The organism is Labilithrix luteola (genome assembly GCF_001263205.1).
In the GTDB taxonomy this organism is placed as follows: domain Bacteria; phylum Myxococcota_A; class Polyangia; order Polyangiales; family Polyangiaceae; genus Labilithrix; species Labilithrix luteola.
Genome location: NZ_CP012333.1, coordinates 8,794,748 through 8,812,332 on the forward strand (window position 1 = coordinate 8,794,748; position 17,585 = coordinate 8,812,332).

At 66.5% G+C, this 17,585-nt stretch carries 20 protein-coding genes; 11 read left to right on the plus strand and 9 right to left on the minus strand.

Going from position 1 to position 17,585, the window contains the following annotated elements:
* Window positions 1–319: 319 nt before the first annotated feature.
* From AKJ09_RS38235 to cysK, 5 genes are all read left to right on the plus strand, one after another.
* Window positions 320–946 carry a hypothetical protein gene (locus AKJ09_RS38235; protein ID WP_146652775.1) on the plus strand — a complete coding sequence of 209 codons (627 nt, stop codon included), beginning with the start codon at window positions 320–322 and terminating at the stop codon, window positions 944–946.
* 351 nt (window positions 947–1,297) lie between these two features.
* Window positions 1,298–2,752: a hypothetical protein gene (locus tag AKJ09_RS38240; RefSeq protein WP_146652776.1), complete on the plus strand. Its 1,455-nt coding sequence runs from the start codon at window positions 1,298–1,300 to the stop codon at window positions 2,750–2,752.
* Between the two features lie 147 nt (window positions 2,753–2,899).
* Entirely contained in the window at window positions 2,900–3,544 is a 645-nt protein-coding gene (locus AKJ09_RS38245) for a polysaccharide biosynthesis/export family protein (RefSeq protein ID WP_169928198.1), read from the plus strand.
* Between the two features lie 27 nt (window positions 3,545–3,571).
* On the plus strand, window positions 3,572–4,591 hold the full coding sequence (locus AKJ09_RS38250; RefSeq protein WP_146652778.1) for an asparaginase: 1,020 nt from the start codon (window positions 3,572–3,574) through the stop codon (window positions 4,589–4,591).
* Window positions 4,592–4,616: 25 nt separating this feature from the next.
* The gene (gene cysK, locus AKJ09_RS38255) at window positions 4,617–5,534 is read left to right on the plus strand and encodes a cysteine synthase A (protein ID WP_146652779.1); all 918 of its coding nucleotides are present in this window, start codon (window positions 4,617–4,619) and stop codon (window positions 5,532–5,534) included.
* A gap of 22 nt (window positions 5,535–5,556) precedes the next feature.
* On the opposite strand, the gene AKJ09_RS38260 is transcribed toward cysK, so the two are convergent.
* From AKJ09_RS38260 to AKJ09_RS53610, 3 genes are all read right to left on the minus strand, one after another.
* Window positions 5,557–6,339 (minus strand): enoyl-CoA hydratase/isomerase family protein, encoded by a 783-nt coding sequence (locus tag AKJ09_RS38260; RefSeq protein ID WP_146652780.1) that lies wholly within the window; start codon window positions 6,337–6,339, stop codon window positions 5,557–5,559.
* The gene (locus tag AKJ09_RS38265; RefSeq protein ID WP_169928199.1) at window positions 6,336–7,568 is read right to left on the minus strand and encodes an AI-2E family transporter; all 1,233 of its coding nucleotides are present in this window, start codon (window positions 7,566–7,568) and stop codon (window positions 6,336–6,338) included. Before AKJ09_RS38265 ends, AKJ09_RS38260 begins: the two co-directional genes overlap by 4 nt.
* Before the next feature lie 102 nt (window positions 7,569–7,670).
* Window positions 7,671–7,841, minus strand: a complete 171-nt coding sequence (locus AKJ09_RS53610; RefSeq protein ID WP_169928200.1) for a hypothetical protein — start codon at window positions 7,839–7,841, stop codon at window positions 7,671–7,673.
* A gap of 461 nt (window positions 7,842–8,302) precedes the next feature.
* Here AKJ09_RS53610 and mazG point away from each other — a divergent pair, with 461 nt between their 5' ends.
* The 6 genes from mazG to AKJ09_RS38290 are packed head-to-tail and all read left to right on the plus strand — an operon-like array spanning window position 8,303 to window position 13,440.
* The gene (gene mazG / locus AKJ09_RS38270; RefSeq protein WP_146652782.1) at window positions 8,303–9,199 is read left to right on the plus strand and encodes a nucleoside triphosphate pyrophosphohydrolase; all 897 of its coding nucleotides are present in this window, start codon (window positions 8,303–8,305) and stop codon (window positions 9,197–9,199) included.
* A 15-nt stretch (window positions 9,200–9,214) separates the two neighbouring features.
* Entirely contained in the window at window positions 9,215–10,405 is a 1,191-nt protein-coding gene (gene rlmN / locus AKJ09_RS38275; protein WP_146652783.1) for a dual-specificity RNA methyltransferase RlmN, read from the plus strand.
* Window positions 10,405–11,049 carry a hypothetical protein gene (locus AKJ09_RS53615; protein WP_169928201.1) on the plus strand — a complete coding sequence of 215 codons (645 nt, stop codon included), beginning with the start codon at window positions 10,405–10,407 and terminating at the stop codon, window positions 11,047–11,049. Before rlmN ends, AKJ09_RS53615 begins: the two co-directional genes overlap by 1 nt.
* A complete protein-coding gene (locus tag AKJ09_RS38285; RefSeq protein ID WP_146652784.1) occupies window positions 11,046–11,489 on the plus strand; it encodes a hypothetical protein in 444 nt (147 codons plus the stop codon). Before AKJ09_RS53615 ends, AKJ09_RS38285 begins: the two co-directional genes overlap by 4 nt.
* Window positions 11,486–12,502, plus strand: coding sequence for a hypothetical protein (locus AKJ09_RS53620; protein WP_169928202.1), 1,017 nt, complete (start codon window positions 11,486–11,488; stop codon window positions 12,500–12,502). Before AKJ09_RS38285 ends, AKJ09_RS53620 begins: the two co-directional genes overlap by 4 nt.
* Window positions 12,499–13,440 (plus strand): prolipoprotein diacylglyceryl transferase, encoded by a 942-nt coding sequence (locus AKJ09_RS38290; RefSeq protein ID WP_169928203.1) that lies wholly within the window; start codon window positions 12,499–12,501, stop codon window positions 13,438–13,440. The genes AKJ09_RS53620 and AKJ09_RS38290 overlap by 4 nt, the downstream gene beginning before the upstream one ends.
* Window positions 13,441–13,474: 34 nt before the next feature.
* Here AKJ09_RS38290 and AKJ09_RS38295 read toward each other — a convergent pair whose 3' ends face one another.
* The 6 genes from AKJ09_RS38295 to AKJ09_RS38320 all read right to left on the minus strand — a co-directional run bounded on the left by AKJ09_RS38295 (window position 13,475) and on the right by AKJ09_RS38320 (window position 17,374).
* Window positions 13,475–13,846: a hypothetical protein gene (locus AKJ09_RS38295; protein ID WP_146652786.1), complete on the minus strand. Its 372-nt coding sequence runs from the start codon at window positions 13,844–13,846 to the stop codon at window positions 13,475–13,477.
* A gap of 117 nt (window positions 13,847–13,963) precedes the next feature.
* Window positions 13,964–14,371: an acyl-CoA thioesterase gene (locus tag AKJ09_RS38300; protein WP_146652787.1), complete on the minus strand. Its 408-nt coding sequence runs from the start codon at window positions 14,369–14,371 to the stop codon at window positions 13,964–13,966.
* Window positions 14,371–14,970 (minus strand): DUF3501 family protein, encoded by a 600-nt coding sequence (locus AKJ09_RS38305; RefSeq protein WP_146652788.1) that lies wholly within the window; start codon window positions 14,968–14,970, stop codon window positions 14,371–14,373. Before AKJ09_RS38305 ends, AKJ09_RS38300 begins: the two co-directional genes overlap by 1 nt.
* 8 nt (window positions 14,971–14,978) lie before the next feature.
* The gene (locus tag AKJ09_RS38310) at window positions 14,979–16,304 is read right to left on the minus strand and encodes a heterodisulfide reductase-related iron-sulfur binding cluster (RefSeq protein ID WP_146652789.1); all 1,326 of its coding nucleotides are present in this window, start codon (window positions 16,302–16,304) and stop codon (window positions 14,979–14,981) included.
* Window positions 16,305–16,385: 81 nt separating this feature from the next.
* Window positions 16,386–16,808 (minus strand): rubrerythrin family protein, encoded by a 423-nt coding sequence (locus tag AKJ09_RS38315; protein ID WP_146652790.1) that lies wholly within the window; start codon window positions 16,806–16,808, stop codon window positions 16,386–16,388.
* 35 nt (window positions 16,809–16,843) lie between these two features.
* The gene (locus AKJ09_RS38320; RefSeq protein WP_240488746.1) at window positions 16,844–17,374 is read right to left on the minus strand and encodes a Fur family transcriptional regulator; all 531 of its coding nucleotides are present in this window, start codon (window positions 17,372–17,374) and stop codon (window positions 16,844–16,846) included.
* Window positions 17,375–17,585: the final 211 nt, after the last annotated feature.

Here is a 17,585-nt window from a genome sequence, read left to right on the forward strand (position 1 = left end):
CGAAGGGACGCGGGCCGTTTGCTTGTATGGTCCCGCGGCAGCGGGCCACCTGAAAATGCGTCCCTGAAAATGCGCCCAGCATTCGAAATCCGCGGTTTCCCGGTGAATGCCTGGGCCGTTCGGGGCATCGAAACCCGTGTCAGAGCCCGAGACGCGCGGTTTTGAGGGCGATTCAACTTCATGATATCACTCGATAAAAAGCGCGACTTTGGAACGTTGACACACCGCCCCGTACCAAACTATCTTCGTCGCCATACCCTCGTAAGGCTCTGCTCCACCGAGCGAAGCCTGTCGAACGGAACGGTTAGTGGGAGGCCTGATGCGCGCGCGCTCGTCACTTAAGTGGGTTTTGACGCTCGGCGTCCTCGCGTACGCAGCTTCGCCAGCGAGCGCGCAGCCCACGAGCGGGGGTCCCGTCCCTGCGGCGGGCGCGACCGGCACGACCGGCGGAGCGGCCGGGACTGGGACGGATGCGCAGGTCGGCTTCCAGCGGAAGACGCAGCTCACGCCGCAGGAGCAACTCACGGAGTCTCAGCGGCACCTTGCGCGCATGGAGCAATCCGCCGGCGGCGTCCGCAAGATGCTCGAAGAGGCGCGTAAGCAGCGCGACGTCGTGAAGACGCTCTGTCTCAACGACAAGCTCTCGCAGATCGACGTAGCCATTCGCTCGGGGAAGGACCGTCGCGGTCAGCTCGAAGCGGCCGTGAAGAGGAACGACACCGAGCTGTCGAACCACGAGTTCACGATTCTCACCGTGCTCCGCCAGCGGTCCGAACAGATCGTCGCCGAGGCGAACCAGTGCATCGGTGAGGAGTCCGCGTTCGTCGGAGATACGAACGTGAAGACGTCCGTCGACCCCACGATTCCCCAGGACGAAGCGCCGTATCCTTCGACCGATCCCACGCTCGTGACAGGCACTCCGCCGTGCACGAGCTGCGCGTTGTAAACCGATTCGATCTCGCCTCTCGATACGGCTTCTAGCCGTCGATCGTCGAACAGAGGCGAGTCCGTTCGTTCTCCGATCGGCAGCAGTCCCGCCGGATTGCTCTTCGGAGTTTGGTGTTCCTGGATTCATTTCGATTGATGTGTCGAACGCGGACAGTGAGCGATTGCAGACCAACGACGAGCAACGACTGACGACGGATTCACGTTGCAGTCGAGCTGTGCCACAGCTAACCCTCGTCTCCGGTTCTGAGATTCGGTCGCTTCCGTATTCGCGGACCCGCAGCTTGCTCTGACTTCGGCCCCTATGACGATCAGCAAGACCCGCAAGACCCGCAGGACCCGCAGGACCCGGATGAAGGCGCAGGCAGCGCGGGCTGCATCGATTCTCTCGTTTCTCGCAACGGGAGCGGCCGCGTTTCTCGCGCTTCCGAAAGAGGCGTCCGCGCAGGAGTGGCTGAAGGATCGTCGTGCCGCCGAAGGTGCTGGTATCCGCGCGGGGGATCTCGAGATCCACCCGGGTATCGGCGGCGAGATTGGGTACGACTCGAACTGGTTTCTCCGCTCGTACAAGGAGGATCCGCGCTTCGTCAACGGCGCACCACTGAATCCTCCCCAGGCCGCCGGCATCATTCGCATCACGCCCTCCATCTCGATCTCGACCTTGGGGGCCCAGCGGCGCGAACAACAAGCGGCAGGCGCGGAGCCGTCGCCCATTGCGTTCCGTGCTGGCGCAGCCGCGACCTATCGCGAGTTCATCGGACCGGAAGACATCCGCAAGCAGCGCAACGTCAGCGTCAACGCAAACGCGCGCCTCGACGTGAACCCTGGTCGTCCGCTCGGCTTCGGCGTCTTCGCGAACTACCAGCGGCTGATTCAGCCCTCGGTCGTGTCCGATCCCAACCTGTCCTTCAACCGGGACGACGTGGGAGCCGGCGCCGAGGTTATCGCGATGCCGGGCGGCGGAACGCTCGATTTGCGTGCCGGCTACCAGTTCTTCGGGTCGTTCTTCGAGGATTCCAACGGCGTCCCGTATACGAACCTGACGCACGAGGTTTCGTTTCGTGATCGCTGGAAGTTCCGCCCTCGTACGGCGCTCTTCCACGACACGTCGTTGCGCTTCATCACCTATCCGAACGCGGATCGGTCGCTCAATTACCTCAACGACTCGACGCCGCTCCGGACGCGCATCGGTCTCACGGGCCTCGTGACGGACCGCTTCGGAACACTCCTCGCGGTTGGTTACGGCGCGACGTTCTTCAAGAACCCGAACGCGGTATCCACGCCGCAGTACGACAGCGTCAACGCACAGGCGGAAGGTACGTTCTACCTGTCCCCGGGCGGGCAGGGGGAGCCCGGGCAGGTATCGCTGCTGCTCTCCACGTTGACGTTCGGCTACGTCCGCGACTTTCAGAACAGCCTGCTCGGCAACTTCTACTCGTCGAACAAGGGCTACGCGAAGCTCGTCTACAACTTTGCTGGGCGCGCGGTGATCCAGCTCGACGGGTACTTCGAGGCGCTTTCGTACCCGCAGCCTTACTACAACGTCCCCGGTGGGGCGCCGCAGGCCGTGAATGGTCTCAACGGGCAGCCCACCGGTGACTTCACCAACTGGCGTGTGGGCGGCATCCTGTTCGGCGAGTACCGATTCAGCGATTCGTTCGGACTCAACGCGACGTTCGATTACTCGCAGACCATCAGCGACATCGCGCTCGCCTCGGGCACGACGGGAACCGTCGGCGCTGCACAGTTCTACGACATGTCATGGCGGCGCTTTCAGGCGCTCTTTGGCGCGCGCTGGTTCCTGTAAGCCCGCTCTGTGCGCGGTCGTTTCCCTGCTGGATGCCGCGGCCCCGCGAGCGTGCGTCACGCGCCTTGACCGGTCGTGAGCCCCGGCGGTAGAGGACTCTCGCGGTGAATGCTGCCCGGCTTCCGCGCCCCTAACGTATGGCGTGACATGTCTATTCGCTCTCCACGATCCGCACCCGCGCCCGCACCCGCTTCTGGTCGCCTAGCCGCGGTTGTCACGCTGTCTCTCGCGGCCGCGCTCTCGGCGTCGTGCGCGCGAAGTTATCCGCCGCCGCCGAACCTCCCTGAGCCGATCGTCAACCAGCAGGTCGGTCCGGGCGACATGCTCGAGGTCGTGGTGGTGGGCGAGGACAAGCTGCCCAAGGAGTACGAGGTCGCGCAGGACGGCTCGCTCGATTTCCCGTACACGAGCCCGATCAAGGTCGCGGGGCTCGAACCGCGTCAGATCGCAGGCACGCTGCGCGATCGGCTGGTCGAGGCGAAGTTCCTCGTGAGCCCGCAGGTACAGGTCAAGGTCAAGGCGTACAACTCGAAGAAGGTGCAGGTCATCGGCCAGGTCGCCAAGCCGGGGCCGATCCCTTACCAAGACGGGATGACGCTCGTTCAGGCCATCTCGACGGTGGGTTGGTTCACTCCGCTGGCGGACACGAATCACGTCCAGGTGATTCGCCATGTGCCGCCGAACAAGTCGGTGAACGCCCTCGTGAGCGTCGACGCCATCACGGACAACGCGCGACCGGACGTGAAGCTCCAGCAGGGCGACACGATCAAGGTCGATCAGCGCCTCTTCTGACGGAACATCGAGGTCGAAGTAAAGACGATGCCGCGCCTGCTCCTTCTTCTGACGGGGGGAACGCTGCTGATGACGCCCGGCGATCCGGCGTCGAGCAATGCCAACAAGCGGGGGGCCGTGACGTTGGACGAGGAGCGCACGAGCCGCGACCTCATCATCGAAGTGCCGAGCCTCGGCCGCATCGCCGATTTCGACACGCGCCTTCTGTTCCACATGGACTCGGCGAACATGCAGCCCGCCGACTGGCTGACGCTCGCGCGCGTCGTGCATGAGGAGCTGCCCCGTTACGACGGCATCGTCGTCGTGCACGGGACGGACACGATGGCATACACGGCGAGCGCGCTTTCGATGCTGCTCGGGCGCCTGCCGAAGCCGGTCGTGCTCACCGGCGCCCAGAAGCCGCTCGTCGAGATTCGCACCGACGCGCGACAGAACCTCATCGACGCGGCGATGGTCGCCACGCTCGGCGTTCCCGAAGTGTCGATCGTCAACAGCGCGCGTGCGCTTCGCGGCGCGCGTTCGACGAAGCGCGACGCGTGGGGGTTCGCAGCGTTCGACTCGCCGAATTGCGCACCCCTCGTGGAGCTCGGTATCGGCGTCGAGATCGGACCGCACGTCCTACCGCCGGCGCCCCTCGCGCCCTTCGACGAGCGGCTCGAGCGACGTGTTCTCGCGCTTCGCGTCTTCCCCGGGCTCGATCCTGAGCTCGTGCGCGCGGCGATTCGAAGTGGCGTGCGCGGCCTCGTGCTGGAGGCGTACGGCACGGGGAATCTTCCGAACCTCGGAGGCTCGTTGATTCCCGCGCTCGTCGAAGCCCGCGAGCATAACGTTCCGGTGGTCGTGGTCTCGCAGTGTCTGCGCGGCTTCGTCGAGCTCGGGCAGTACGACGGCGGCGCGGCCGCTCAAGACGCCGGAGCCATTTCGGGCGGCGATATGACGGTCGAGGCGGCGCTTGCCAAGCTCATGGTCGGCCTCGGTCGCTTCGGTCCGGGCGAAGAGCTCCGGCACTTCCTCGCCGCCAGCGTGGTCGGCGAACGCGACGCCTGATGCCTCTTTCGGTACGCTCCATCACATGAGCGGGCGCATGAGCGGGCAGCGCAAAGTCCGGAAGAGCGTGCTCGAGCTGATCGGTGGAACGCCCATCGTGGAGCTCGGCCGCGTGGCGAAGCCGGGGACCTCCGTGCTCGCCAAGGTCGAGGCCCAGAATCCGAGCGGAAGCGTGAAGGATCGACCGGCGCTCGCCATGGTCGATGCCGCCGAGCGCGAAGGAATTCTCCGGCCGGGCAGCGTCATCGTCGAGGCCACGAGCGGCAACACGGGCATCGCGCTGGCGATGATCGCGGCAGTACGAGGTTATCGCTGTGTTCTCGTGATGCCCGAGGACATGAGCGTCGAGCGACGTCGCATCCTGCGCGCCTATGGCTCGGAGATCGTCATCACGCCTGCCGAGGAGGGGATGGCGGGGGCCGTGCAGGAAGCGATGTCGATCGTGGAGCGCACCGAGGGCGCGTTCATGCCTCGCCAGTTCGACAATCCCGCCAACCCCGAGGTCCACGCCCGCACCACGGCCCGCGAAATCCTCGAGGACGTGCCGGATCTGGCGGCCTTCGTCGCCGGTGTCGGATCGGGAGGCACACTGACTGGCGTGGCGCGCGTCCTGAAGGCGGAGCGACCGTCGGTGCGCATCGTCGCCGTCGAACCTGCGAAGAGCGCCGTGCTCTCCGGCGGCGAGCCAGGCCTGCATTCGATTCAGGGGCTCGGCGCGGGCTTCGTCCCGACCGTGCTCGACCGCTCGCTCATCGACGAGATCGTGTGCGTGACCGACATTGCCGCGGACAAGATGACCACGCGCCTCGCGCGCGAGGAGGGGTTGCTCGTCGGCCCTTCGTCGGGCGCCAACGTGCACGCGGCGTGTGAGCTGGCGGCGCGCATCACCGGCCCGGTGGTCACGATTCTCTGCGACAGCGGCGAGCGCTATCTCTTCGGCTGACGCAGTCGTCGCGGCCCTGCCGCTATTGGCCGGTGAAGTTTGGCTCGCGCTTCTGGGCCCAGGCCATGATGCCTTCGACGACGTCCTGGGACTTGAGGAGCCTGAGCTGTCCTTCGCGCTCGCGTTGAAGGGCGGACTCGATGTCGCCCAGGCTCGCGTAGATGGCTTGCTTGGCTGCGGTGAGGGCGAGCGGCGGGCCGTTTTCGAGCTTCTTCGCGAGGGACATCGTTGCGGTGCGCAAGTCGTCCGTCGGGACGAGCGCGGCGAGCAGGCCGAGGGCGTCGAGCTCTTTCGCATCGAGCTTGTCGGCGAGGAGAATCGCCTTCATCGCGCGCGCGGTGCCGAGCAGGCGCGGGAGCCAGAACGTTCCGCCCCCGTCGGGCATCAGGCCGATGTTGACGAACTTCTCCTGGATGTAGGCGCTCGTGCTGGCGACGCGAAGATCGCAAGCGAGCGCCATGTCGGCGCCGAAGCCGACGGCGGCGCCGTCCACGGAGGCGATGGTCGGCTTGGGGCAACGAACGATCGCGCGAACGAGTCCGTGGAATGCGTCCATGTACTCGTCGAGGTGATCCATGAGATCGGGATCCTCGGCGAAGGTTCGGCGCAGATCGGCGCCGGCGCAAAAGTGACCGCCAGCGCCGGTGAGCACCACGCAGCGGACCGTCGGATCGTTTGCTGCGTCGACGAGTGCGCCCGTTAGATCGAGCACGATCTTCTTCGTGAGGGAGTTTCGGGCCTCGGGTCGGTTCAGTGTCACCACCGCCGTACGACCTTGCTTCTCGACGAGAACTTCTTGGCTCATACGGTCTTCCCCTTCGTAGAAGGCGTCGAGCTCGACGTGGATGGCGAGCTCGTTCGCAACGGCGTGATCGCGATGGGCGTCAGATCCGAGGGTTGCACGCGCGCGGCGCTGAGCAGATCCGCTCCGGTGATCGTGGGCATCGCAATGGAGGGCGTGAGCGAGCCACGGTTGTAGTACTCGGAGGCGAGATAGGCCTTCACGCCGCGTTGCACGAGAATCTTCGCCACCGCGCCGAGCGGGACGGCGAGGAGGACGCCGAGGAAGTTGAAGAGCGAGCCCGCGGCCATCATCGTCAGGATGACCTCGAGCGGCGCGAGACCGACCGAACGACCCACGATGCGCGGCGTGATCATCATGCCGTCGATGATCTGCACGCCGCCCATCACCGCGAGGACACCCACGAGCGGGCCCAGTCCGTGCCAGTCGAGAATGGTCATCGACACGGCGACGAGGACGCCGAACGCGAAGCCCACGTAGGGCACGAAGGCGAGCATGCCCGTCATGACGCCGATCGGGACGGCGAGCCGGATGTCGACCATGCGCAGGCCCGTCGCGTAGAGCGCGGCCAGGACGATGTTCGCGGTGAGCTGCCCACGCACGTAGCCGCTCAGCGTCTTGTGGATCTGACGAGCGACGTCGGCGATGGGAGGCGCGAAGCGGCGCGGAATGAGCTGCTCGACGCGCGCCACGATGCGATCGAAGTCGATGAGCAGGTAGAGCGCGAACACGGGCACGATCAGGATCGAGAGGACCACGCCCACGTAGCTGATCGTGCCGAAGAAGAACTCGCGCGAGGTCTCGTAGGCGGAGCCCGATTGCATCCGTTCGGAGAACGCCTTCGAGAGGTCGCTCATCGTGTGCGGCAGCTTGATGTGCAGCGTGGTCAAGACCCACGGCTCCACCTTGGCCTGCACCTGGCGTATCTGATCGGGCAGCGTGCTTGCGGCGTCGGTCATCTCGTCGATGAACATCGGCACCGTGTAGAAGAGGACCACGCCGAAGAGCGTGGCGATGCCGAGCATGACGAGGATCGCGCCCGCCCAGCGAGGCACGCGCACGGCCTCGAGTCGATCGACGAACGGGTCGAGCGCGTAGGCGAGGAGGAACGCCAGGAACAGCGGGATGAGAACGCCGCGAAGCAGGTACGCCAGGCCGAGCACCAGGACGACCGCGACGAAGATCATCTTGCGGCGAAAGCTTGTTCCCGGCTCCTTTCCTACCGACGCCATCTCTTTCGGCACTCTATCATTGCCGGGGTGAGCTGCCGAGGTCATCGGCGGCTCTGCCGCAAGCCGCTTGCGTGGGGCGCGCTGCGCGCGGTGCTCATCAATCTACGGCGCGCTCACCGTCAGTTTTTTCAGGGCGGTGTCGATATGCTCGGCGTAAGGGCTCTGGGTGCGTCGCGGCAACGCGTGCGGCTTCCACGCGTGCGGGCGTGCGGAACGGCTGGCGAGCGAGGCAAGCGCGAGAACGCGCAGTGCGGATGCTTCTTCGTCGAGCACGCCGTTCGGATAGGCGCGTGCGCCGCGAGCGCGAGCCTGTGCTGTCGACCCGGTCGCGCGAGATGGCGCTGGCGAATCCAAAGCGCGTACGTCCGACGCGCCAGGCGGCATACAAGCTCGTGCCGTCAGCCGGGAGCCGGCCACGCGACGAGCTCCGACGGCGGAGGCCCCGGCGAACGAGGTGGCTGCGTCGAGGACGGCCTCTTCGCGTTCACGCGTCCGCGACGCCCGGTTGCGCTGGCACCGAGGCGGATGGGCGCCAGGCGCGCGTTCCAGCCGTCGTCGCAGGAGCACCGGGGGCAGGGAAGAGCTTCATCCGGCGTGATGGGAGCGGGCGACCCCGTTCGAACACGAATTTCGTCGGAGCGCGCGAGTCCGTGAAATTCCCGGCGGAATGTGACGGAACCGAGCCGGTTGGACGAGGTCGTCGGCGGCTCCCGCCCGTGGTAAGCCGGGGCGGCATGGCTGACGCCCCCGCAAAGACGCCCGTTCACACGGATGCCCTGCCGCGATTCGACGAGGAGGTGCCGCGTCCCGTGCCGCCGCTCGCGCTCCAGGAAGGCGCTACCATCACGCGGCTCGTCGGTGTCATGCGGCGCTTGCTCGCCGACGACGGCTGCCCTTGGGATCGCGAACAGACCTTCGAGACGCTCCGCAAATACGCGCTCGAAGAAGCTTGCGAGGTCATCGACGCCATCGATTCAGGCGATCGCCTCGCCATCCGCGAGGAGCTCGGCGATTTGCTTCTCCAGGTCGTCTTCCAGGCCGAGCTAGGACGTCGTGAAGGAGCCTTCGCGCTCGACGACGTCGTCTCCGGCATCGTCGAGAAGCTGGTGAGCCGCCATCCCCACGTCTTCGGCGATCTCGACGCCGAGACCGCTGACGAGGTCCTCCGCAACTGGGAGAAGATCAAGGCCAAGGAAAAGAAGGACCGCGGCCTCCTCGCAGGCGTACCGCGCAGCCTGCCGGCCCTCGTTCGCGCCCAGCGCATCGGCGAGAAGGTCCAGCGGGTCGGCTTCGACTGGGAAGACGCCCGGGGCTCGCGGGCCAAGGTGGCCGAGGAAGTGGCGGAGCTCGACAAGGCCATCGAGGCGGGCGACTCCGATGCCATCGAGGAAGAGATGGGCGACGTTCTCTTCGCCCTCGTCAACCTCTCGCGTCATGTGAAGGTCGACGCCGAGGGGTCCCTTCGCCGGACCATCGACAAGTTCACACGCCGCTTCGCTCACGTCGAGGCCCGCGTGAAGGAGCAGCACGGCGGTTGGGGGACGCCGGGCGAAGCCTCCGAGAACCTCCCGCTCGAAGTCCTCGACCGCTACTGGGACGAGGCAAAGAGCGCCGAAAAACAGCCCAAGTAGCGCTAGGATTCCCCCGTGCCCGCATCGAACGCAGCCCAACCCATCCAGCCGATCGCGCGCTTCCCCGAGGAGTGGGCGCAGGAAGTCGTCCGTCTCGGCGGCCGCACGTTCCACGGCAAGCAAGTCTTCCGCTGGATCCAGGCACGCGGCATGACCGATCCCAACGCGATGAGCGACCTGCCCGCGGCGCTTCGCACGCGCCTCGCGGAAGAGGGGCTCGGCAGCGTTCTTTCGATCGTGCGCGAGCGTCGCGCCACCGACGACACGCGCAAGCTCCTCGTCGGCCTCGGTGACGGGGCGAACGTCGAGACGGTGTTGATTCCGCGCGTGACCGGCGGCAAGTCGGACCTTCCTTCGCCCGTTCCGATGGACGGCGGCGACGCGGACGCGGCGGCAGCCGTCGAAGACGAGGACGAAGAGCCGGAGACGTCGAACGCGTCGATCCCCGTCACCCAGTGCATCAGCACGCAGGTCGGCTGCGCGATGGGCTGCGTGTTCTGTGCGAGCGGCGTCGCCGGTCTCAAGCGGCACATGCGTCCCGACGAGATCGTGGCGCAGGTGCTGGTCGGTAAGTCGAGGCTCGATGCCGGCGAGCGCCTCAGCAACATCGTGCTCATGGGCATGGGCGAGCCGCTCCACAACTACGAGTCGACCCTTCGCGCCCTCCGCCTGATCACGCATCCCGAAGGCATTGCTCTCTCGACCCGCAAGGTCACGGTGTCGACGAGCGGCCTCGTTCCCGAGATCGCGCGCCTCGGACAGGACTTCAACGGGCAGATCGGCCTTGCCATCTCACTCCACGCCGCCGACGACGAGACGCGCTCGCGGCTGATGCCCATCAACAAGAAGTACCCGCTCGCGGCACTCATGAAGGGCCTGCGCGAGTACCCGCTTCCGCGCCGGCGTCGTATCACCATCGAGTACACGCTCGTGGCCGGCAAGAACGACACGATCGACGAGGCCAAGAAGCTCTCGAAGCTCCTGCGCGGCCTGCCGGTGAAGGTGAATCTGATCCCGATGAATCCCATCGAGGCCTCGACCCTCGGTCCGCCGGATCTCTCGGGTGTCCTCGCGTTCCAGCGCGTGCTCTGCGATGCAGGCTACTCCTGCTTCATCCGTCGCCGTCGCGGCGACGACGTGAGCGCGGCGTGCGGTCAGCTCGCTCTCCTCGGGGCGAAGCCGAAGGTTCGCGTGAACCGAAGCTGATGATCCGCCGCGCGCTCCTCGCCCTTCTCGGCGGTCTTGCCTTGCTCGTCGCCGCGCCTCGCGCGGTCCATGCGGACGAGGTAGGGCAGGGCACGCCTGAAGAGCACCCGAAGGCCGAGCGGGCGGAGAGAGATCCGTTCGCCACCAAGCCTGGCTACGTGCAGCTGTTCGCCACGGGCTTCGTCGGTACCGGACTTCGCTTCAACAATCCCTATCGGCTCTCGACGCCCCTCGGAAGCAACGCCGAGAGCGTCTCCCGCACGGCGACGTACGTCGACCTCGGCCTCGCGGCGACGTTCGGCAACCCGCTCGGCCTCCAGCATGGTCTGTCGTTCCGGACGACCGCGGCGGTCGAGGGGGTCGGGCAGGTCATCACGACGCCGTCGTACTTCGCGTATCGCCGCTGGCGCTCGCTCGCTGCGTACGGTCGTGCGGGCATCCCCATCGTGCTCACGCCGGACGTGACGTGGGGCTTCGAGGCGGGGGTCGGTGGTGCGTGGTACTTCCTCGGCGGCATCGGATTGGCCGGCGAGGTCGTGGGCGACATCTTTTACGGCACGGGCACAGCGGACGTGGGCACGGCGACCTATCCCGTGCTCTCCGGGCAGCTCGGTTTGATCTTCTCGTACGAGGCGTTTCCGTGAAAGCACGTGAGACCAAAGCGCGGGAAGGCACGCTGGGCCTCTCGCTGGTCGTGGCCATCCTCGGCATGCTCCTCATGGCGCCCACCGTGGGCGACGTGGGCGGTTGCGGAACCGACGCGCAGCTGCTCGACCGCGATCGCTATTCGGCAGCGCGCAAACGACAAGACTGCGAGCGTTGCCGCGATTGTGGAGTGCAGACGCAGCGCTGCCTGCGCGCGTGCGACCCGACGATCGCGCCCGAAGTCGTGTTGCCAGCCACGTGCCGTCCGCTCCTTCACGACGGCGAGGTGTGTTTGCGCGCTCTGGCCGCGGCGTCGTGCGATTCGTTCGCATCCTACGCGGACGACGTTGCTCCGACGTCGCCGAGCGAATGCGAGTTCTGTCGTGTCCCGCCGGAAGGGCCAGCGGGCTCGTTCGAAGATGCGGGAGGCGGCGGATGACGCCCGGTCGCCTGTTGGTCGTCGCGCTGCTCGCCGGGCTCGCTCTACCGGCATGCAGGCCGATGCTGGCGTCGTCCGGCGATCTGGCCGACTACCGTGCATTCCGTGTCGCGGCCGCCCAAGGAACGCGGCTCGCGCGTGCCCAGCGTTACCTCCACCGCAATCCGAACGGAGCGTTCGCCACCGAAGTGCGGCAGGCGTTCGAGACCGAGGAGCCCCGTTACTTCGCGCGCGCACAGAGCTCGCGCGCGGCGGCGCTCGACTACCTCGCCGATCTGCCCAACGGACCGCACGCTGCCGCGGCGCTCGCGCTCGTCCGTGCGCTCGAATCCAACATGGAAGAGGCGGAGCTCTCGGACATCGCGCAGCGTGTTCGGCACGACGAGGCAAAGCTGGAGACGGCCGCTGCGCAGCGTCGCGCGGTGGGTGACGCCATCCTCGGCGCCGTGGGCGTGCTGCTCGACGACGACGTGTACGGCATGAGTCGCGCGGAGACGCCGCCCGCGCTCCGTCGTGCGCTGCTCGGGCCTTCGGCCTCGACCTGGGGCGGTCTGCCGGAGACGAGTGAGCGCGATCTGTTCTTCGTGCTCCCGACGCGGCCCGAACGCGAGTCGCGCGTTGTTACCTTGCGCGTCTCGGTCATCGAGAAAGACGGCCGCGTCGCGACGGGAAGGGTCGAGGGGGCAGACCTGTTCGTCCTCTGGTACGAGGCCGACAGGATCGCGAAGCTCGATCCTGCGTCCGCAGCCGACCGCACGGAGGCGCAGGTGTACGCGATGGAACGTCTTGCTGGAGCGCTCGAACGACGCTTTCCGGAAAGCAAATGCCCGAACGCGCAGGTGGGCTCCGAGCTCTACCATCGGAGCTGCGACGGTTGGGAGGTCGTCGTTTCGTCCGGCGCAGGAGCGGGCGCGGCGGATTCGATCGTGATTCGCGGCGTGCCCTCCAAAACCCCTGCGCGCTTCACGACCCCGGATGCGGCGGGAGCTGCTACAAAGGCTCAGCCACGATGATCCCGTACATCCACGTTCCGGACCTGAAGCTCGGCCCGCTCACCTTGCATCCGTTCGGCCTGCTCGTGGCCACGGGCGTCATCATCGGTACGTGGCTCGCCACCTGGCGCGCGCGTCAGCGCGGCCTCGACGTCGACAAGCTCAACTCGTTCATCACGTGGATGCTCGTGGCCGGCTTCATGGGCGGCCACATGCTCGACGAGATTTTTTACCACCCGGCCGAGCTCATCAAGCGGCCGTGGTCTTTGTTCCTCCTCTGGGAGGGCCTCTCGTCGTTCGGCGGCTTCACCGGGGCGCTCATCGGTATCGTCCTATGGAAGTACTTCGAGGCGTTGCCGGGGATGAAGTTCCGTCGCCGTGAGGTGACGATGCCGATCCTTCCGTTCGCGGATCTGATCCTCAGCGTCTTCCCGGTCGCCTGGATTTTCGGTCGTTCGGGCTGCAGCGTCGTGCACGACCACCCCGGCATGCGCGCCGAGCCTGGCACTTTGCTCGCCGTGGCGTTCGGTCGGCCGGTGCGTGTCGAGAAGCTCCTGAGCCTCGGCGGCGACGCCATCGAGCTTCGCTGGGGGAACGCCCCGCAGTTCGATCTCGGTCTGCTCGAGCTCATGTTCACGGTCGTCCTCGCCGGGCTCCTCGCCCTCACGTGGCGCCGCAAGCTCCCGACCGGTGCGTACGTCGCCGCGACGGCGCTCGCCTATGCGCCCGTGCGCTTCGTGATGGACTTCCTCCGCGTGAGGGACGTCGATCAGGCCGATCCGCGCTACGGCGGTCTCACGCCGGCGCAGTGGGCGTGCGTGGCGCTCTTCGTGTTCGGCCTCGTGATGGCCAAGCGGGCACGCGACATCAAGGCGAGCGGTCGCGATCCGATGGACCTCGTCACGCGTCCCGAGGTCCTGGCGACCGCCCCCGAAGCCGCGCAGCAAGAGCCGGCTTGAGCGCCACGCGGGACAGTTCGTCTCGCGCCCGCGCTCACGGGAAGTTGGTCATCACGACGCATGTGTCGATGCGGCGGTTCTCGTCGAACGTTGCATCGATGCACACGGCATTGCCCGCGACGAGGAGTTCCGGCGACGCGACGGTCGCCGTTCGCAGCACTGTCCACTGACGACCGTCGATCGCCAGCGCCCCATCGCGCGACGTGTCCGGCGCGTCCCAGCTGTCGACCGTGCCGCAGAGGGCCAAAGTGAGCCCCACCGCGTTTTTTCCGGTTCCGTCACCGACGCCGAGCTCGGCGTCCGAGTTGGAGCGACCGGCGCATGCGGACGTGATGGAGGCGAACGAAACGAGGAGAACGACGCCGCAAAGGTGGCGTGCCGCGTCGACGATGACCGCGCTTTTCATGGGTCCCCTGACGTTGCTCGCGGATGCGAGTTGGTCGGGGAGAGTGCAGTCCGTGTGCCCGCGCGAGCGCGCGTCGCGAGGTGTCGCGCGGTGGCTCGCTACACGCCCGGCGCGTGGTTAGTGACGGTGGAGCTCCAGATGCGCGCGGACGTCGTCGGGGAGCGCGAGCTTTTGCAAGCTCACGAGGTCGCTCGCCACCGTCACGTGCTCCATCAAGGCGACGGACGCGCCGTTGTCCGCGCGGGTGAACTCGTAGCGCAACGTCGACGACGTGTTTCCGATCTTCGCGACGCTCACGGCGATGCGAACGACGTCGCCGTAGCGGAGTGGTGAGCGGAAGTCACACGTCACATGGACGGCGGGAAAGCCGATCTTCCGGCGCGTGATGAGGTCGACGTAGCCGCCCGCAACGCCGCCGAAGAAGTGCTCCATCGCCTCGTGGGCGTAGTTCATGAAGCGGCCGAAAAAGACGATGCCGGCGGCGTCGACGTCTTCGAAGCGGACAGGGCGCTCGTAGACGATCATCAGGCGAGATCTTGCGCGAGCTCGGCGACCATCGCGGGCGGAAGCTTCGCGCGCGCGGTGTAGCGGGGATGGTCGGCGACGACCTCCACGACGACCTCGTCGGCCTTGCGCTGCTTGCCGAGCACGGCCTTGAGGGCACGCGCCGCCTTCTCGCCGAGCGGGAATTTCAGATAGTGCACGGCCGTGGTTCGGTCGGGGTGCTCGCGTTCCACGTCGTTCATCCCGGGACATCGTTCCCCGTCGATGACCAGGGCGAATGCGCGGTCGAGCCCTTTTGCCTCGACCAGGAACTTCTCGCGAGGCTCGCGCTCGTCGATCTCGATCATGATCGTGGCCGACAGCTCGTTGTCTCCGGGCACGAGCTGGTTGTAGGTGGCGATCTCGTGGAGGACGCTGTCCTCGCGCGAGATGCGCTCGGTGCGGATCATCTCCTGGATCTGGAGGAGCACCGTGTCGTGGTTCTCGAACACGCACATGGCGTGGGGCCCGAGGCCGATACGTCGTCGCTTCTTCTCCTCGATCACGCGTGCCCGGAAGCGGTCGCGGATGGGCTCGTATTCGGCGATGCCGAGGACCTCGCCACGTTCGACGGGTTTCATGTGGTTCCTTACTGCGCCGCGAGCGAGAGACCGTAGCCCTCGGCGAGCGCTTCCATGGGGTGAAGGGGGACGAGCTCGTTCTCGGCCTCGATGCGGCGTGCGGAGAGCGGGCAGTCGGTGACGACGAGCTTCGCTTCGGCGTTCTCGATGCCGCGCGAGAGCTTCTGCGCGTACTTGCGACCCATCTCGTAGTGCTGGGTCTTCATCCCCCAGGTGCCGTCGACCGCGGAGCACTTCTCCACGATGTCGACCTCGGTGTCGGGCAAGAGACCGAGAATGCGCGCGCCCGGCGTTCCGATCTTCTGCGCGCGGAGGTGACAAGCCGCGTGGTAGGCGATCTTTCCGAAGCCTTTCTGGAAGTCGCGAACGAGCTTCTTTTCGCGGCGAAGGCGCTCCATGAACTCCATCGCCTCGAAGGTGTTCTGCGCGACCTTCTTCGCCTCGGGCGAGCCGAGGAGCTCGGGCCACTCTTTCTTGATCGTGTACGAGCAGGTTGGCCCGGGCACGATGACCGGGAACCCTCGTTCGACGAGCGGCAAGAGGTGCGCGACGTTGAAGCGAGCCTTCTCGCGCGCGGCCTCGATGTCACCGCCGTCGAGGTTCGGCATCCCGCAGCACTCTTGCGGCGGGCGAACCACCGAGAAGCCGTTCTTCTCGAGGACGCGCACGGTGGCGGCAGCGATCTTCGGAAAGTTGTAGTCGCCGAGGCACGTCGCGAAGATGGCGACGGTGCCGGCACTCCCGGCCTCGGGCAGGGGCGTGTGCTTGTGCATCCACGCGTCGAACGGTTGCGCGGCGAAGGTAGGAACGGGGAACTCGCTCGAAATACCGAGCACGCGCTCGTTCACCTTGCGGAGCAGGCGGTTCGTCTGCACGAGGTTCGAGATCGGCGACAGCACCCCGCTCATCAGCGAGCCGAGCTTTCCAGGATCGCCGAGGGCGCGGTCTTGGAGCGTGACGCCGGTGCGCCTGGCGCGATGGGCCTTCTCGCGCTGGAGCACACGAGGAATGTCGACGAGCCACGCGTGACCTTGGTCGGCCGTGTACGGGCATTCGATGTAACAGAGCTTGCACTGCCAGCAGAGCTCCGTGACGCTCTTGAAGTCGTCGGCCGCCAAGAGCTCGGCACCGTGCGCGTGGTGCTTTTCGATGTCACGGTCGACGCGCGCGAACAGGTCGGGGAAGCTCCCGCAGAAGTTCACACACATCCGGCACGAGTGGCAGATCTCGAAGACGCGACGCAGCTCGGCCTCGAGGTCTTTCTCGTCCCAATAGCGCGCCGAATTGGGGTTCGTCTCCGGTGGCGTTTGCGGCTTCGGATTGATCTTCGCCATGTCTTCGCCAGGGCAAACCTTGGGCCTGGGCCCCGCGCACTCTTGCGCACGTGAATGGGGCCCAGAGCCGAGGTTCGTTTCTTACTTCAGCGTGTCGAGCATCTTCTGGAAGCGACCCGCGTGGCTCTTCTCTGCCTTGGCGAGGGTCTCGAACCACTCGGCGATGTCGTCGAAGCCTTCTTCGCGCGCCGTCTTCGCCATGCCCGGGTACATCGTCTCGTACTCGTGCGTTTCGCCCGCGATGGCGGCCTTGAGGTTCTTCTCCGAGTTGCCCATCGGCAGGCCCGTCGCCGGGTCGCCGACGCTCGAGAGGTACTTGAGGTGGCCGTGCGCGTGGCCGGTCTCGCCGTCGGCCGTCTCCTTGAAGTTGCCGGCGATCTCGGGGAGGCCCTCGATGTCTGCCTGCTGTGCAAAGTACAGGTAACGGCGGTTCGCCTGCGACTCACCCGCGAAGGCGTCCTTCAGGTTCTGATGGGTCTTCGACCCCGAAAGCTGCTTGCCCATGACTCGTATCTCCTTCGGTTGGTGTTGCGAAAGCTCTACTGAGGAGTGCTGCAGCCGCGGCAGAGGCCGCGGAAAATTCGCTCTTCCGTGCGCACGCGGAAACCGTCGGCCCCTTCGAGGACGAGCCGCTTCGTTTCGGCCGCGGGCGGCTCGGCCGGGATGTCGACGATCGCTCCGCACCCGTCGCACACGGCGTGGTGATGCGGTGACGTATTGGGATCGAAGCGAATCGCGCCGCCGAGGTTCAGCGATCCGGTGAGCCCGCAGTTCGCGAGCGCGTCGAGCGTGTTGTAGACGGTGGCGAAGCTCATCGTGGGGAAGGCCCCGCGCAACCGGTCGAAGAGGTCCTGCGCCGTCGGGTGCGAGTGGTCGTCGGCAAGGGTGCGCACGATCGCGATGCGCTGCGGGGTGAGCTTGAGTCCTGCGCGCTTCAGCTCCGCGAGCAGCTCTTCGGCGCGCGGGTGCGGGTGACTCTTCGCGGCCGTCTTGGAGGTCTTCGCGGCGCGCCCTACACGTGCTTTCGCGTCAGCCGAACGCGAGCTCGCGATGGTGTCCCGGCCTCTCATTGGATGAAAACTTTAGTAAGAATCATTCTAAACTGCAACGGCCGGGCTGCACTTCGACGGCCGAGAACGTTCGCCGATTGCGGGGCGGACGAAAATGCATCCTCTTGCCGCAGGAGAGGCGCGACGCGGGCAGGGCCGGCGCCCGGTCTCGAGCGCGAAGGAGGCGTTTGTCGCGACGCGTGCTCGATGGCTCGAACACGTGTGTCGATCG